Annotated in this window: 14 protein-coding genes; 3 read left to right on the forward strand and 11 right to left on the reverse strand. The window is 65.6% G+C overall.

The genetic code is table 11. The features are described 5' to 3' along the window. Positions 1-225: 225 nt before the first annotated feature. From RX330_RS25700 to RX330_RS25750, 11 genes are all read right to left on the reverse strand, one after another. Complete coding sequence (locus RX330_RS25700; protein WP_212081361.1) at positions 226-1806, reverse strand: Do family serine endopeptidase; 1581 nt, start codon at positions 1804-1806, stop codon at positions 226-228. A 223-nt stretch (positions 1807-2029) separates the two neighbouring features. After that, on the reverse strand, positions 2030-3373 hold the full coding sequence (locus tag RX330_RS25705; RefSeq protein ID WP_317240331.1) for a methyl-accepting chemotaxis protein: 1344 nt from the start codon (positions 3371-3373) through the stop codon (positions 2030-2032). A 132-nt stretch (positions 3374-3505) separates the two neighbouring features. Next, positions 3506-3988: a cytochrome c-type biogenesis protein gene (locus RX330_RS25710; protein ID WP_317240332.1), complete on the reverse strand. Its 483-nt coding sequence runs from the start codon at positions 3986-3988 to the stop codon at positions 3506-3508. Positions 3989-3992: 4 nt separating this feature from the next. Further along, complete coding sequence (locus RX330_RS25715) at positions 3993-5975, reverse strand: heme lyase CcmF/NrfE family subunit (RefSeq protein ID WP_212081358.1); 1983 nt, start codon at positions 5973-5975, stop codon at positions 3993-3995. After that, entirely contained in the window at positions 5972-6496 is a 525-nt protein-coding gene (gene ccmE, locus RX330_RS25720; protein ID WP_212081357.1) for a cytochrome c maturation protein CcmE, read from the reverse strand. The genes RX330_RS25715 and ccmE overlap by 4 nt, the downstream gene beginning before the upstream one ends. Before the next feature lie 37 nt (positions 6497-6533). Next, a complete protein-coding gene (ccmI, locus tag RX330_RS25725) occupies positions 6534-7646 on the reverse strand; it encodes a c-type cytochrome biogenesis protein CcmI (RefSeq protein ID WP_212081356.1) in 1113 nt (370 codons plus the stop codon). A 131-nt stretch (positions 7647-7777) separates the two neighbouring features. Continuing rightward, positions 7778-8047: a hypothetical protein gene (locus RX330_RS25730; RefSeq protein WP_212081355.1), complete on the reverse strand. Its 270-nt coding sequence runs from the start codon at positions 8045-8047 to the stop codon at positions 7778-7780. Between the two features lie 100 nt (positions 8048-8147). After that, positions 8148-9548: a hypothetical protein gene (locus RX330_RS25735; RefSeq protein ID WP_212081354.1), complete on the reverse strand. Its 1401-nt coding sequence runs from the start codon at positions 9546-9548 to the stop codon at positions 8148-8150. A 159-nt stretch (positions 9549-9707) separates the two neighbouring features. Continuing rightward, positions 9708-11084, reverse strand: a complete 1377-nt coding sequence (locus tag RX330_RS25740; RefSeq protein WP_317240333.1) for a sensor histidine kinase — start codon at positions 11082-11084, stop codon at positions 9708-9710. A 92-nt stretch (positions 11085-11176) separates the two neighbouring features. Further along, positions 11177-11842 (reverse strand): response regulator transcription factor, encoded by a 666-nt coding sequence (locus RX330_RS25745; protein WP_063195961.1) that lies wholly within the window; start codon positions 11840-11842, stop codon positions 11177-11179. A gap of 231 nt (positions 11843-12073) precedes the next feature. Beyond that, positions 12074-12229, reverse strand: a complete 156-nt coding sequence (locus RX330_RS25750; RefSeq protein ID WP_187435894.1) for a hypothetical protein — start codon at positions 12227-12229, stop codon at positions 12074-12076. 226 nt (positions 12230-12455) lie between these two features. On the opposite strand from RX330_RS25750, the gene RX330_RS25755 reads away from it, so the two are divergent. The 3 genes from RX330_RS25755 to RX330_RS25765 all read left to right on the forward strand — a co-directional run bounded on the left by RX330_RS25755 (position 12456) and on the right by RX330_RS25765 (position 14198). Next, complete coding sequence (locus RX330_RS25755) at positions 12456-13451, forward strand: Ku protein (RefSeq protein ID WP_212081352.1); 996 nt, start codon at positions 12456-12458, stop codon at positions 13449-13451. A gap of 58 nt (positions 13452-13509) precedes the next feature. Then, entirely contained in the window at positions 13510-13746 is a 237-nt protein-coding gene (locus RX330_RS25760; RefSeq protein ID WP_212081351.1) for a hypothetical protein, read from the forward strand. A gap of 287 nt (positions 13747-14033) precedes the next feature. Next, positions 14034-14198 carry a Flp family type IVb pilin gene (locus tag RX330_RS25765; protein ID WP_212081350.1) on the forward strand — a complete coding sequence of 55 codons (165 nt, stop codon included), beginning with the start codon at positions 14034-14036 and terminating at the stop codon, positions 14196-14198. The last annotated feature ends 26 nt before the right edge of the window (positions 14199-14224 follow it).

Raw genomic sequence — 14224 nt, forward strand, 5'->3', positions numbered from 1 at the left:
GAGCGGCAATCGCATGCAAGCCGAGGGGGAGACTCTGGCATCGAGAAAAAGGCGGGCGGTGAAGCTGGGGGGACTTCACCGCCCTAGGCCTTCCGACGGAGGGGGGCGTAATTCCACCGGAAGGTAGACAGGGGAAGCGAAAATTACGCTGCTTCCCCGAAGGGCGCCGACGGCGGGGGCGACTGATGCCGGCGACACCCTTCATCTCGAGAGCATCCTTAAGGCTTACCCCTTGGCGATGGGCACGGCGACGAAGCGCGACTGGCCGCCGCTCTTCACGCGCATCAGGACGCTGTTCTTGTTGTCGGTCCGCGCCGTAGTGATGGCATCGCGGACTTCGCCGGCGGTGGCGACGCTCTTGCCGCCGACTTCCAGAATCACGTCGCCTTCCTTGAAGCCGCGTTCGGCCGCGGCGCTCTTCGGATCGACCTGGGTGACCACGACGCCTTCCTTGCCGGCACCGGCCACGGAATTGGCGGGCGCGACGGTCATGCCGAGCTTGGGCACGTCGGTCCCCTTGTTGGCGCCCTTGCCGCTGTCGCTGTCAATGTCGGCCTTGGCTTCCACCGTGTTCGGCAGCTGGCCGAGGGTAAGGTTGACGACCTTGTCCTGGCCCTTGTGCAGCACGTTGAGCTTCACGGTCGCGCCGGGCGCCATGCCGCCGATGGTGCGGGCGAGTTCGCGCGCGTCCTTCACGGCCTCGCCGTTGACGGAGGTGATCACGTCGCCGGACTCGATGCCCGCCTTCGCGGCCGGACCGTTGGCCTGCGGCTCCGCCACCAGCGCGCCCTCGGCCTTCTTCATACCGAGGCTGTCGGCGATGTCGGACGTCACGGGCTGAATCTGCACGCCGATCCAGCCACGGCTGACCGAGCCCTTGTCCTTGAGCTGGGCGACCACGCTCTTCACGGTGCTCGCCGGGATCGAGAAGGCAATGCCGACGCTGCCGCCGGAAGGCGAGTAGATCGCGGTGTTGACGCCCATCACCTCGCCGTTGGTGTCGAAGGCCGGACCGCCGGAATTGCCCTTGTTCACGGGCGCGTCGATCTGGATGAAATCGTCATAGGGGCCGTTGCCGATGTCGCGGCCGCTGGCCGAGACGATGCCCGCGGTCACGGTGCCGCCGAGGCCGAAGGGATTGCCGACGGCGAGCACCCAGTCGCCGATCCGCGGCTTGGCGTCGGCGAGCTTGGCGAACGGGAAGTTCGAGCTGCCCTCGACCTTGATCAGAGCAAGGTCGGTGCGCTGGTCGGTGCCGATCACCTTGGCGGTGTAGGTCTTGCCGTCGTCGGTGGTGACCTCGACCTTGTCGGCGCCGTCGACCACGTGGTTGTTGGTCACGGCATAACCGTCGGCCGAGATGAAGAAGCCGGAGCCCTGGCCCTGCACCACGCGACCACGGCCGCCACCCTTCAGACCGGGGATGCCGTCCGGACCGCCGAAGCGGCGGAAGAAGCGCTCCATCGGCGAGCCCGGCTGGAACGGCGAAGAGGAATCGTCGCCGTCATCGTTGCTCGCGGTCTTCTCCTTCATGTTGACCTTCACCGAGATCACCGACGGCTTCACGCGTTCGACGACGTCGGCGAATCCGACCGGACGCTCGACCTTGCGGACCTCGTTGTTGACCTGCGCATGCGCCGGGCTCGAGAACAGATCGGCCGGCGAGGTCGAGGGGCTGAAGCCGTACACGGCGGCGCCGAGACCGGCGACGACCGAGGCCATCAGCGCGATCTTGCGCGCGGAGAACACCGACGGGCGCGGCTGCCGGTAGGAGGGAAGGTTCGAGAGGTCGGGACGGTCGGTCATGCGGAGATCTCCAGGGCCTTGAAATTCATTTGGCGCCCGATGGCGGCACCTTACGGACCTGAACATGGGGGCTCCCGCCTTACCGCGCGCTGGCGGCGGGGTTAAACTTTTGTAATGAAGCGGTGAGGCGGATGCGGCAGTTCAGCGCAGGCCGAAAATCGTGATCTTACAGGAACTTAATCGAGTTCCCGCAATGCCTCAAAACGCGATTCTTTGGCGCCGCCTAGCTCGCCTTGACGCTGACGATGAACTCGTCGACTTCGCGCTTCAAGGTTTCGGCCTGCTGCGACAGGTCGACCGCGGAATCCCTGGCCTCAGCGGCCATGCGGCCGGTCTCCGCGGAGGTCGAGGTGATCTGGACGATATGGTTGGAGACGTCGAGGGTGCCGCGCGCGGCGTCCTGGGCGCTGCGCGTGATCTCCTGCGTGGCATTGCGCTGCTGGGCCGTATCGACCTCGATGCCGGACATGATGGACGAGATCTCCGACAGCGTCTTGGAAATGCCGTCGATCGCGCCGCGCGTTTGTGCGGTGATGCCTTGAATGCTGGCGACATGGGAGGTGATCTCCTCGGTCGCCTTGCTGGTCTGATGCGCCAGATTCTTGACCTCGGAGGCAACCACCGCGAACCCTCTGCCGGCCTCCCCTGCCCGTGCCGCCTCGATGGTGGCGTTCAGCGCCAGGAGATTGGTCTGCGATGCGATCGCCTGCACGAGTTGCACGACCTCGCCGATCTTGTCGGCGGCATCCGACAGCGTGTGGATGGTGTCGCGGCTCTTCTCCGCCTGGGACGCTGCGCCCTCGGCACGTTGGGTCGCGTCCGTGACGCGGCGGCTGATGGTGCCGATCGAATTCGTCATCTCCCCGGCGGAACCTGCGACTGTCTGCACGCTGGTGCTGGCCTGGTTCGCGGCGCTCGCGACCGCGTTGGCTTTGGTGCTGGTGTCGTTGGCCGTCCGCGACAGCGTCTCGGCGTTGCTCTTCAGATGCACGGCCGATGACGCCACGCTGTCGACGACGCTGGCGACGAGATCATTGAAGCGCTTGATCCGGTCGTCCAGGAATTTCGATCGCTCGGCCTGGTGCTGCGCTTCTTGCATCTGCCGTTCGGTGAGGTGGCGGCGCTCGAGGCCGTTGGTCTTGAAAACCTCCAGCGCACCGGCGAGCAGGCCGATCTCGTTGGTGCGGCCGAGCCCGGGCACGGGCGTCTCGAATTTCTGGTCGGCGACCTCGCGCATGGCATGCACGATCGCCGCGAGCGGACTGAGGATGCCGTTGCGCACGGCGAACCAGGTGGTGAAACAGATCGCGACGGCAACGACGGCGATCACGCCGCAGGCAACCAGAAAGTAGGAGAACGCGGTCTGCGCCTGCTGATAGATCTGCATGGCATGGTCGCGTGCAGGACCGCTCAGCGCGGCGAAGTCCGAGGACAGGCTGGTGATCTCGTTGTTGAGATAGAGCACCGCGATGAAGCCGGTGCCTCCGCCGATTCCCAGCAGGAACAATAATGCGGCGACGACGGCGCCGACCAGGAAGCGGATCGTCAGATTGCTGTTCGCGAACATCGGGGACTCGGAGTCTGGAATCACATCTCGCGACAAGCTTCCAGACAAAGGTCAACATAGCATGAAGCAAGCGCGAAGCGGCCGGCGGCCTGCTTCACGACGTCGCCAGGACGATCTCAAAGCTCGGGAAATCTAGGAAGATTTCGCATCGTCCGACATCAACGCAGCGAGCCGCGCCTTCTCGTCGGGCGAGAGTGGCGGGGCCGGTACGTCTGCACCGCTGCGCGCACGACGCCGGATTTGCAGCCATAGCGCCACGCCGCCCCCGATCAGCAGCACCGGCCCGAGCAGCCACAACAACAGGGTCTGCCGCTCGAAGCGTGGCTTCAGCAGCACGAACTCGCCATAGCGGGCGACCAGGAAGTCGAGCACCTGCGAGTTGCTGTCGCCGGCACCGATGCGCTCGCGCACCAGCAGCCGCAGGTCGCGCGCCAGCGGCGCATCGGAATCGTCGATCGACTGGTTCTGGCAAACCATGCAGCGCAACTCGCGCGACAGCTCGCGTGCGCGGGCTTCCTTGGCGGGATCCGACATGATCTCGTCGGGCTGCACCGCGTGCGCCGCAGGCAAGGCCAGCAGCATCAGCAGGGTGAACGCGGCCATCATCCGGCGCATCGGATCACTCCGCAGGCTGAAGGCGCTGCTTGGCCCGCGCCGGCTTCGGTGCGCCGACCCGCAGGCGCCGGTCGGACAGCGAGAGCACGCCGCCGAACGCCATCAACACCGGCCCCCACCAGATCAGGAGCACCAGCGGCTTGTGATAGATGCGCACGGCGATGGCGCCCTCGGCCGTGGCGTCGCCAAGCGAGATGTAGAGCTGGCTCGCGCCGCGCGTCAGCAGCGCGGCCTCGGTGGTCGACGAGCCGCGAGTGGTGAAGCTGCGCTTGGAGGGCGTCATGACGCTGAGGGTCCCGCCATCACGGCTGACGTTGAACTCGGCGATCATCTCGCGGTAGTTCGGGCCCTGACGCTGAAGCACCCCGTCGAGCTTCACGTCGAAGCCGGCGATGTGGACGACGTCGTTCTGCTTCATGGTTGCGATATGTTCGCTGTTCCAGGTCGTTTCGCAGACGATCCCGATGAGCGCCACGCCGAGGCCGGCATGCGCGAACGCCGTGCCCCAGACCGAGCGCGGCAGGCCGCGCGCCCGGTGCAGCACCGTTGCGAACGGCAGCCGCACGAGGCCGGTGCGCTCGACGATGTCGGTGACCGCGCCGGCGATGACGAAGATGCCGAGGCCGATCGCCAGCGGCGCCAGCGCACTGCCGCCGCGCGCCCAGCCCCAGGCAATGGCGACGGCAACGAGCCCGGCAACGCCCGCGGCTAACAGACGCTGCATCACGCCGAGCAGATCGCCGCGCTTCCACGCCATCATCGGCCCGAACGGCACGGCCAGCAGCAACAGGGTGAACAGCGGCGCGAAGGTGAGATTGTAGAAGGGCGCACCGACCGACATCTTGAAGTCGGCGAGCATCTCCATCGCCAGCGGATAGAGCGTGCCGAACAGCACAACCGCGCAGGCGACCGTGAGCAGCAGGTTGTTCAGGACAAGCGCGCCCTCGCGCGAGATCGGCGCGAACAGGCCGCCCTGCTTCAACGATGTGGCGCGCCCCGCGAACAGCGCCAGGCTGCCGCCGATGAACAGGCAGAGGATCAACAGAATGAACACGCCGCGGGTTGGATCGGTGGCAAAGGCGTGCACCGAGGTAATGACGCCCGAGCGCACCAGGAAAGTGCCGAGCAGCGACAGCGAGAAGGTCAGGATCGACAACAGGACGGTCCAGACCTTCAGCGCGTTGCGCTTCTCCATCACCAGGGCGGAATGCAACAGCGCGGTGCCGGAGAGCCACGGCATCAGCGAGGCGTTCTCGACCGGATCCCAGAACCACCAGCCGCCCCAGCCGAGCTCGTAATAGGCCCAGTACGACCCCATGGCGATGCCGAGCGTCAGGAAGATCCAGGCGACCAGCGTCCACGGCCGCACCCAGCGCGCCCAAGCGGCGTCGATCCGTCCCTCCATCAGCGCCGCGATCGCGAAGGAGAACGAGATCGAGAAGCCGACATAACCGAGATAGAGCATCGGCGGATGCACGGCGAGCCCGATGTCCTGGAGCACGGGATTGAGATCGCGTCCCTCGATCGGCGGGCTCGCGATGCGCAGGAACGGATTCGATGTCACGAGGATGAAGAGGTAGAAGGCACTGGCGACCCAGGCCTGCACCGCCAGCACGTGCGCGCGCAGCGACAGCGGCAGATTGTTGCCGAAAGCCGCGACCAGCCCGCCGAACAATGCGAGGATCAACACCCACAGCAGCATCGAGCCTTCATGGTTTCCCCACACGCCGGTTAGCTTGTAGAGCAGCGGCTTCATCGAGTGGGAGTTCTCGTAAACGTTGGCGACGGAGAAATCCGAGTTCACGTGCAACATCACCAGCGCCGTGAACGAGGCGCCGACGAACAGCAGCTGCGCCAGCGCGGTGGAGCGCGCCACATTCATCAGCGCGGCATCGCGCAGGCGCGCACCGATCAACGGCACGACGGACTGGATCAGCGCGAGGGCGAGCGCCAGCACCAGGGCGTAATGTCCTGACTCCGCGATCACCGCACCGCTCCTTGTGGATTGCCCTGCGCCGTCGTGGCAGCGGGCTTGCCGCCGCCAGACGGCTTGGCGTCAGAAGTCTTGCCGTCGTAATCGTCCTTCCAGTGCCCCTGCTTCTTCAGCGCATCGGCGACGTCCTTGGGCATGTAGGTCTCGTCGTGCTTGGCAAGGACGGTATCGGCCTTGAACACGCCATTGGCGTCGAGCGCGCCTTCGGCGACAACGCCCTGTCCCTCACGGAACAGGTCGGGAAGAATGCCCTTGTAGGCCACCGGCAGCTTGGCGCCACCGTCGGCGACCTCGAAGGTCACCATGAGATTGTCGCCACGATGGAGCGAACCGGGCTGCACCAGCCCACCGAGGCGAAACCGCTTGCCGGGCTCGACCTGCTTCTCGGCGACCATGGTGGGGGTCGAGAAGAACACGATGGAGTCGCGAAGCGCGTTGAGCACCAGCGCGGCCGCGAGGGCGAGCACGGCGAGCGAGCCTCCGATGATGGTCATACGTCGCTGCTTGCGCGTCATGGCGTATCAATTCTCCGCTCGTCTCGTCCCGACATCGTCATCCGCCGAGTCCGAGAGTTCTGAGGCCTTCGTTGAGCTGGCGAAGCCGTTCGGCGTCGCTGGCGACCGCCTGCCGGGCATCGGCCGATGCCCCCACGGCCTTGTCCCGTTCGCCCATCACGAGATAGGCGCGCACCAGGCGCAGCCAACTCTCGACGTCGTCGCCCTTCTCCTTCAACCGGGTGGCCAGACGTTCGACCATGCCGCGCACCATCGCGTTGCGATCGCCTTCTGCCATCTCCTTGGAAGCAGCAATCGTTTCATCGGACAGCGCCGGCATCGTGCCGCCGCCACCGACTCGCGCCAGCGAGGACTGCACCAGGGCACGCCATGGCGCATCCGCGGGCGCTTTCGCAAGCAGCGCGCGCCAGATCGTGGCGGCATCGTCCTTGCGGCCATCCTGCTCGGCGGCAAGGCCGAGGAAGTAGTTCGCCTTGGGATCATCGGCATTCAGGGCGTGTGCACGCTCGAATTCAGTCTTGGCCTCGGCGGTCACCACGCCACCGGCAGCGGCCGCGAGTGCTTCGCCGAGATCGGACCGGCGCTCGGCGCTCTCGCCATTGTAGGTGAGCGAGTTGCGATAGGCGCGCACCGCGTCGTCGAAACGGCCAAGCCGCTCCAGCACCGGCGCGAGCACGTTCCAGCCGCGCCCGTCGGTCGGGTTCTTCTCGAGATGGTCCTGGACCTGCGCCACGAGATTCTCGAGCGACTGCGCCATGCCGGACCCGGATCCGCGCTCCCGCTCCGCCAGGGGAAAGTCCTGAAGCCGGGGCGAGCCGAGCGGCATGTAGACGCCGACCGCAATGAGCGGCAGGCCGGCGAGCGCCAGCACCGCCGCCACGCGGCGCCATTTGAGATTCGACGTCGGCGCCACAGCGGGTTCGCTGGCCGCGGCGGCGAGCAGCCTGCGGCTGACCTCGACGCGCGCCGCCTCGGCGTCCGGTGCGGGGATCAAGCCCGCGGCGAGATCACGCTCGATCTCGGCCAACTGGTCCTTGTAAACCGCGACCTCGCTGCCCTGGTCTTGCGCGCGCGCGCTGCGGCCAAGCGGCAGGAGCACGGCGAAAATCGCCGCGACCGTCATCAGCGCGAACACGAACCATAGCGTCATCAGGTAAACTTCCGGCAGCGCACGAACCGCGCCCATAGGTGGCTTTACACCACGGCCAGACGATGCGGCAATTGACAATTGTCAATTCGGCGCGACCCGTGCGCGTCCCGAAACGGTGAAACTCCAACGGCTTAGCCGATCTCGAAGTCCGTGCTTTGCGCGGCATCCTCACCGTGGCCGTTGAGAGCCTTGAGGAAGTACGTTCCGGGCCTGATTGTCGCGGGCAGTCGGATGCGCAACGCCCCGACCGGAACCGGCGAGGCGACCCTGGTGACTGTCTCAGGCAGTTGCCGACCGCTTGCCTTTTCGACCAGCACCACCTGCGCGCCGACCATCAATCGTTGATATTTGGCAGTAATGACGCGGTTCTCGATTTCGATGGAGCTGATAACGGGTTTCATGCGCCCACAAATAGAAGTACCCCGGACTTGCACGGGGACCGTAGGGCGCGCAACCGGCACGGTCAACTACAAATTGTGATCACGAAATTATGCGCTTGGATCAGCTTGCGCGCGACGATTTGCGCTCGCCCGTGGCTGCGTTTTCCGCTGCCCGGCTCATCAGCGAGGCGTAATCATCGCCGAACAGCACCTGACAGAAGCGAATCGCGGCCTGCACCTGCTGTTGCCTGTAGGTGCGGACCTTGTGATCGGCGGCACGCAGCGACTGCACCAGTTGCTCGGTCGAGCGTTCGACATATTGCTGGAGATCGGAATAGGTGCGCAGCGTCACCTCGTTGATCGCAAGCTCGCTCGCATAGTTGCGACAGGTCGCGACGAAGTCGATTAACGCCACCGCTTCCTCGACCTCCGTGCTGTCGATCCGCGCGCCCGGCGGAATGTCTTTCTCCGGGCGCTGGCGCAGGATACGTCGAACGCGGCCGGGAACGCTGTCGATCTCGGATTGCAGCGCATTGGAGATGTCGGCCCGGATCGAGGTCAATTGCTTGCCCCAGGCGGAATCGTTGCGCAGGTCGAGTTCGGTGCGCAGGCCGCGCACGCCGTCGTGCAATGTCTTGAGATTGCCCGCAACGTTGTCGAAATGGCCGCGCTTGATGTCCATGCGCAGGGTGGCGGCAACACAGGACAGATCGTGCAGCGCGATCGTGACGGCGATGCCATAGGGCGTCGCGGCGACGCGGATCTCGTCGTCGGACGCAGCAATCTTGATGGCGAGGCGAATGATCTGCCAAGGGGCGGTCATCCGCTGCACCACGATCGACAGCGCAAAGGGCAGCATCTGCGGCGTCTGGAGCACCGGAATGTTGAGCGCCGACGTCACCGAGGCGATCTGGGAATCGCCGAAAGCGCGCAAGGTGCGTGGCAGCTTCTCGTTCAGGCTGGCGATCGCCTCCCGGACCTGAAGCACCGCTCCGATCGAATAAAGGTCCTCGATCACGTTGGGCGGGCCCACCCGGGCCAGCGCGCGCGACTTGTCTCCGCCACCGGGACCCGTCAGCTCGAAAATGGCGTCTGCGGCCACCGCTTGGAGCTTCTGCGCCAAGGCCTCGACCTGTCCCGCACTGTCCGCCGGCATGCGCGCCAGCGCCGCCTCGAATTCGCTTACCTTGTCCGGGGCGCCGTCGCGGCCGAGCCATTGCCAGATCGGATGCAGCGAGGAGCGGCGGATCTGCCCGGCCCTGACAGGGGCGCCCGCCTCGACCAGGAACGGTTCCAACACCTGGAACAGCAGCCGCGACAGATCGTCCGTACGTGGAGGCACGGCCTCCTCGGCTTCGGTCTTGCGGACGATCTTGCGCAATTGCTCGAGCACGAGGGTTGCGACGGCCGTGTCCTGGCCGCGCTCCAGGGCGCGCTCGAACTCCCGCATCAGCAGGGCCTGCGCCTGCGGCGGGAGCTGCGCGAGATAGTCCCTCAGCCGCTCGATCGATGTCTGGCTCATGCGCCCGGGTAATGCACGGTAAAATGGCGGACCTGGGATGCGTCCGGGCGCGATCATAGGAGGGCCCACTTAAGAAGCCGTTTAGGAAGTCGGACGGAATCCTTCCGGTCGGCTTCGGCCGAGCCTTGGCGAAGACGAAAGCCACGTTGGAACAACGGATTACACTCCCGGAAGGACCAGGTCGGCCCGTAGGCCGCCGGTCGGCGCCCCGCCGAGCGAGAGGCTGCCGCCATAAAGCGCGGCAAGGTCGGTCACGATCGACAACCCCAGTCCCGAGCCGGGCTTGGATTCGTCGAGCCGCTGGCCGCGGCGGGAGACCTGGGCGCGCTCGGCCTCCGACAGACCACGGCCGTCGTCATCGACGATGATCCGCAGGCGCGGACCCGCCCCCGCCTTGTGCGGCGTCTCCACGGTGACCTCGATGAAGACGCGCGAGGCTGCCCATTTGCAGGCATTGTCGACGAGATTGCCGACCATCTCCTCCAGATCCTGGCGCTCACCGCGAAATCTTGCCGACGGATCGGCCTTGGCTTCGAGCACGATGCCGCGGTCGCGATGGATCTTCTCCATGGTCCGCCGCAGCGCCTCGATGGCGGGCGCCACCTCCGTCACGGTCGCGACCACCGAGACCCGCGCTGCGATGCGCGCACGCTCCAGATGGTGGGCGACCTGGTCGCGCATCACGTCCGCCTGCTCCATCACCTTGGCGGCGAAGGGATCGGCGACATGGGCGCCGGCCTCGTTGACGATGACCGAGAGCGGCGTCTTGATCGCATGGGCGAGGTTGCCGACATGGGTGCGCGCGCGCTCGACGATCTCGCGATTGGCCTCGATGAGGGCGTTGGTCTCGCGCGCCAATGGCGCGATCTCGACCGGGAACTCGCCCTCGAGCCGCTCCGCCCGCCCTGAGCGGATGTCGGCGATGGATTCGGAGATGCGCTTGAGCGGCGCCAGGCCGAAACGGACCTGGAATACGGTCGTCAGCAGCAGCACGATGCCGAGCGCGGTGAAGGTGCCGCCGAGATAGTAGTCGAAGCTGCGCGTCTCGTCGAAAATCTCGGTGTCGTCGCCGGCGACGCTGACCAGGTACTTGCCGTCGGCGCCGAGATCGACCGGACGTTCGACCATGCGCAGGTTCTGCCCCTCGGGTCCGTCGACATAGGCGAGGCGAATGCCGGCGGCGGTGAGCTCGGCGCCCTGCTCTTCGAGCTTCGGCAGCTTCTTGTCCCAGAGCGAGCGCGAGGAGCGGACTTCGGGCTTTTCAGTGTCGGTGCGCGTGATCTGCCAGTACCAGCCGGACAGCGGCAACTCGAACAGGGGCTCGCCAAGCGACTGGAACTGACGGTCCGGCGGCTCGTCGGGGGTCGCGACCTCGGCGATGAGGGTCCGGAGATAGAGATTGAGCCGGCGGTCGAAGGCGCGCTCGGTGGCGCTCTTGTAGACCGACGACAGCACCACGCCGGTGACGGCCAGGATCACCACGAGCCAAGCGGTCGCCGACAGGAACAGGCGGTTCGCAAGCGAACTAGCGCGCATCGGAATGATCCCGGGAGGCGCAGGATGGCAGGGCGTCAGAGCTCATGTCCGGACCAAGGCCCCTGTCGGGCTGCCCGTCAAGCCCGAACGCCTCAGGCCGCCGGCGGGGTCAGGAGATAGCCGAGGCCGCGGACGGTCTGGATGATGTCGACGTCGAGCTTCTTGCGGATGCGGCCGACGAAGACTTCGATGGTGTTGGAGTCGCGGTCGAAATCCTGGTCGTAGAGGTGTTCGACCAGCTCGGTGCGCGAGACCACCCGCCCGGAATGGTGCATCAGATAGGCCAGAAGCCGATATTCGTGCGAGGTCATCTTGACCGGATTGCCGGAGACGCTGACCCGGCCGGTCCTTGTGTCGAGGGTCACAGGGCCGCAGCTGAGTTCGCTCTGGGCGTGGCCGGTCGAGCGGCGCAGCAGCGCGCGGATGCGGGCCAGCACTTCCTCGAGGTGGAAGGGTTTGGGGACATAGTCGTCGGCGCCGGCGTCGAAGCCCTGCACCTTGTCGCTCCAGCGGTCGCGGGCGGTGAGGATCAGGACCGGCATGGTGCGGCCGTTGCGGCGCCAGGCCTCCAGCACCGAGATGCCGTCCTTCTTCGGCAGGCCGATGTCGAGCACGACGGCATCATACGGCTCGTTGTCGCCGAGATAATGCCCCTCCTCCCCGTCGAAGGCCCGATCGACGACATAGCCGGCGTCGGTCAGCGCCTTGGTGAGCTGGCGATTGAGATCGGGGTCGTCCTCAACAACGAGCAGGCGCACGCTTCTCTCCAGACATTGGCCACATCAACACCGCACCAGATGAGCAATTCCGGCGTGAACCGAATATGAACGCCGGGAACCGGCCGCATTACTTTTCGGTCATATACGATGTGTTTGCAGCCAACGCGACTGCGCCCGCCCTGCGGCCGGACGAGCCGGCTGCAGGGCGGGCGCAATTGCCGCGTACCGCGGCGCGCGCCGGAAGGTCCGCCCTTCCCGTGAATTCGGCCGTCAGGTCCGGAAGAACACGAACCAGACGACGGCAAGGATCAGGATCGCAAGGCCGGTCGAGATGGCGAGCAGCGCCGCCACCGAAGGCCCAGGCTCGCCCTGACGCGCCTCGGTCGGAGTTTCCACGATCTGACGCTGCTCTCGCGTGGTTGCCATGATGCCCTCAATCTCTGGATGTCGCTATCGGGTAGCCGCGACCTCCTCGCAGCCATGTTCGAAGCCAACGCGTGATTGGATATGATGTTCCGGCTGTTGCGGTCGGATCGGGCTTGGCCCAGCGGCCGGTTAACGCAGTTGGAAGATTCAGCAACCGACCTTGCTTTGATTCGTTGTTCCGCGATGGTATCCTGATCGTCTGTCCCTGTTGCGTTTGGAGTAGCCCATGGCCCCCCGCGCCAATTGGAAGGGTTTTCTGCGTCTGTCGCTCGTGACCTGTCCGGTCGCGCTCTATCCGGCCACTTCGGATACCGAGAAGGTCTCCTTCAACCAGATCAACCGCAAGACCGGCCATCGGATCAAGTACCTCAAGGTCGACGCCGAGACCGGTGACGAGGTGACTTCCGAGGACATCGTCAAGGGCTACAAGGTCGACACCGACACCTATATCGAGGTCACCAAGGACGAGCTCGACGACATCGCGCTCGACTCGACCCACACGATCGACATCGACGAGTTCGTGCCGAAGGCCGACATCGACAACCGCTATCTGATCCGCCCCTATTATCTCGTGCCGGACGGCAAGGTCGGCCACGACGCCTATGCCGTGATCCGCGAGACCATCCGCAGCATGGACAAGGTCGCGATCGGCCGCGTGGTGCTGACCAACCGCGAGCACATCATCGCGCTCGAGCCGCTCGAGAGCGGGCTGATGGGCACGCTGCTGCGCTATCCCTACGAGGTCCGCAGCGAGCAGGAATATTTCGACGACATCCAGGACGTGAAGCTGACGAAGGACATGCTCGACCTCGCCAGGCACATCGTCGAAAAGAAGTCCGGCGCGTTCGAGCCCGAGCTGTTCGAGGATCATTACGAGACCGCCCTGATCGATCTCATCAACAAGAAGCGCAGCGGCATGCCGATCGCGGCCAAGGCCACGCCGAAGAGCGGCGGCAACGTCATCAACTTGATGGACGCGCTGAAGAAGAGCATCGCGAACGAGAAGGACGCTGCGCCTGCGGCGAAGGTCGCCAAGGAGACTGCCAAGGAGACCACCAAGGCCAGGAAGCCGAAGAAGCGCGTCGAGGGCCAGCGCGAGATGCTGCTCCCGATCGCAGGCAAGGGCGGCAAGGACGCTGCGGCGAAGACGGCGAAGGAAGCCCCGAAAAAGGCCGCCGACAAGCCGGTGCGCGCGCCGGCGCGGGCGAAGAAGGCGAGCTGACAGCATCGCAGCCGCAGTCACGCCGTGATGTCACTCCTCGCGGATCAGGCGGCCTGACATGCCCTGGTCGACGGCGTTCGACGATCCCGTTCGCGTGGACAACAAGCGCGAGCTGCTGACGCTTCAGCAGGCCGCGGACTACATCATGCACCTGCCCGAGGACGCCCAGCACGAGGCGCACTGGCAGACCGCGATCGAGACCTTGATCGAGGCGGCCGAGACGGGCGGCGGCTGGGTGATGTTCGCCCGCATCGCCATGCTGCGGGCGATGAACGCGGGTGGCCGGCGCGGCTGAGCGCGATGGCCTGGCAAACAGCCTCAATAATTCGTTAAGCGGCACTCCCCTGCCCGGCACGGAGAGCCCCTTCCGGCGCGCTTCACCACCCCTCACGGCGGTGGGTGGCCGATTTGAATCCATTTGGACGCACCGGTGGAACCTTAATTTAAGGGGTGCCGTCGTATGAGCGGGGGGCGCCCTCGCCCGGGCTTAATTCTTTTGGCGCGCATAAAGACTTATTCGATCTATTTACGAGTCCGATGACGATGCGACCATACGTTGGATCGGATGAACAGGAGTTGGCAATGCGTTTGCTCAAGTCGTTCCTTGCCGATGAGAATGGTGCAACGGCGATCGAGTACGGCCTGATTGCGGCGGGGATCGCGCTGGCGATCGTCACCATCGTGAACAGCACGGGCGGCGCGCTGCTCAACAACAAGTTCAACTCGATCGACTCCGCCATGAAGTAACCGGCCGCCCCGGCCGGATGCAGCCA

The organism is Bradyrhizobium sp. NDS-1, from assembly GCF_032918005.1.
GTDB classification, from domain to species: domain Bacteria; phylum Pseudomonadota; class Alphaproteobacteria; order Rhizobiales; family Xanthobacteraceae; genus Bradyrhizobium; species Bradyrhizobium tunisiense.

What these genes read in the sequence shown, in the direction of transcription:
- RX330_RS25700 (WP_212081361.1), bottom strand. Translation starts at nt 1,806, where the DNA reads ATGACCGACCGTCCCGACCTCTCGAACCTTCCCTCCTACCGGCAGCCG.
- RX330_RS25705 (WP_317240331.1), bottom strand. Translation starts at nt 3,373, where the DNA reads ATGTTCGCGAACAGCAATCTGACGATCCGCTTCCTGGTCGGCGCCGTC.
- RX330_RS25710 (WP_317240332.1), bottom strand. Translation starts at nt 3,988, where the DNA reads ATGCGCCGGATGATGGCCGCGTTCACCCTGCTGATGCTGCTGGCCTTG.
- ccmE (WP_212081357.1), bottom strand. Translation starts at nt 6,496, where the DNA reads ATGACGCGCAAGCAGCGACGTATGACCATCATCGGAGGCTCGCTCGCC.
- ccmI (WP_212081356.1), bottom strand. Translation starts at nt 7,646, where the DNA reads ATGACGCTATGGTTCGTGTTCGCGCTGATGACGGTCGCGGCGATTTTC.
- RX330_RS25730 (WP_212081355.1), bottom strand. Translation starts at nt 8,047, where the DNA reads ATGAAACCCGTTATCAGCTCCATCGAAATCGAGAACCGCGTCATTACT.
- RX330_RS25735 (WP_212081354.1), bottom strand. Translation starts at nt 9,548, where the DNA reads ATGAGCCAGACATCGATCGAGCGGCTGAGGGACTATCTCGCGCAGCTC.
- RX330_RS25740 (WP_317240333.1), bottom strand. Translation starts at nt 11,084, where the DNA reads ATGCGCGCTAGTTCGCTTGCGAACCGCCTGTTCCTGTCGGCGACCGCT.
- RX330_RS25750 (WP_187435894.1), bottom strand. Translation starts at nt 12,229, where the DNA reads ATGGCAACCACGCGAGAGCAGCGTCAGATCGTGGAAACTCCGACCGAG.
- RX330_RS25755 (WP_212081352.1), top strand. Translation starts at nt 12,456, where the DNA reads ATGGCCCCCCGCGCCAATTGGAAGGGTTTTCTGCGTCTGTCGCTCGTG.
- RX330_RS25760 (WP_212081351.1), top strand. Translation starts at nt 13,510, where the DNA reads ATGCCCTGGTCGACGGCGTTCGACGATCCCGTTCGCGTGGACAACAAG.
- RX330_RS25765 (WP_212081350.1), top strand. Translation starts at nt 14,034, where the DNA reads ATGCGTTTGCTCAAGTCGTTCCTTGCCGATGAGAATGGTGCAACGGCG.